General features: G+C 41.7%; 2 protein-coding genes. One reads left to right on the forward strand and one right to left on the reverse strand.

Annotated features, from left to right (window positions below):
• Nucleotides 1–451: FAD-dependent oxidoreductase (locus A3735_RS06215; protein WP_197485702.1), on the reverse strand; the 451-nt coding region annotated here is incomplete at its 3' end.
• 426 nt (nt 452–877) lie between these two features.
• Here A3735_RS06215 and A3735_RS06220 point away from each other — a divergent pair.
• Nucleotides 878–1,338 (forward strand): PP2C family serine/threonine-protein phosphatase (locus tag A3735_RS06220; RefSeq protein WP_197485703.1); only part of this gene is annotated, 461 nt, incomplete at its 3' end.

Below are 1,338 nucleotides of genomic sequence, written 5' to 3' on the forward strand. Positions count from 1 at the left end.
CACCTACAACTACACCAATTTTTGAGGTCTGGGCATGTGATTTAATTTCACCCAAGTCATCAATTGTTCTGTAGGTTAGGCATTCTTTGCTTTCAGAACCTTTGATAGGTGGTACAAAAGGATAAGAACCAGTTGCCAATACTAGCTTGTCATAATCGAAGCGTCGCCCGCTTTCAGTGATAACAATTTTGTTTTTACGGTCTATATCTGTAACGGCATCACCAAAAATCGCATCAACACCATTATCTTTGTAGAATTCGCGGGTTGTTAGTGCTAGATCTTTTGGCTCTTTGCCAGAGAACACTTCAGAGAGATGTACCCGATCGTAGGCTGGTCGCGTTTCGGCGCCTAGTACTGTAATGTGTGCTCCAATTTCGGATGCAATCATTTGGTCAACGAAGTGATGACCCACCATGCCGTTACCGACTACAACAACTCTACTATTCTTCATTCTATGGCCTCGTATGTCTGAGAATCTGCGCATACGCTGTGCTTATTTACTAGTGAAAAGCTTTAGCGTTACTCAATGCTTGTTTACGCAATTATCTGTAATTAAGCATGAGCTATGCCAAGTATCGAAATAATTTCATAGGGTATTGAAATAAAAAGGAAAAAAATTCTTAAGTTCGTGTTTTATAGCCAGGTTTTGAGCGTTTGAGAAAAAACGCGTGCTTTAAAGTGGTGCAGCTAAAAAATGCTGTTTTCCGCCTTGGTTGATAATGGTGCATGACTATGCGCTGAGTTCAATCCTAAGGCAGTATATTGCGTTCGTTTTTACATATGCCGTTGAAAATTAAGATTTTAATCTAAAGGGGGTGTTATTTTGCTACTTATTGACGCAATAATACCCATAATAAATAAGTGAGTGAAATATCAGATGCATCTAGAAAGCGGGCTTCGTACAAGTGCAGGGCAAATATCAGTAAAGGGCTTAAAGCACCAAAATGAAGATTCTGTCGGAATATACGTCCCGAAAGAGCCTCTATTAACTGTAAAGGGAATGGTTGCTATTGTTGCAGATGGAGTCAGTAGTGCAGAGGCGGGCAAGGAGGCAAGCGAAACCTGCGTTAAGAACTTTATCTCCGACTTCTTCAGTACACCTGACTCCTGGACAGTTAAAAACTCAGCTCAAAAAGTATTAACGGCTTTGAATCGTTGGTTATATGGGCAGGGGGTTGGTTATCTTCAGGCTGAGCATGGCTATATCAGTACAATGTCGACCTTGGTTATCAAGTCGCGTGTCGCGCATATATTTCATATCGGCGATAGCCGAGTGTACCGCCTTCGGGGAAATAACTTTGAGCAGCTCACGCATGACCATTCCGCCAGAGTAAGTAA

The organism is Oleiphilus sp. HI0061, from assembly GCF_001635675.1.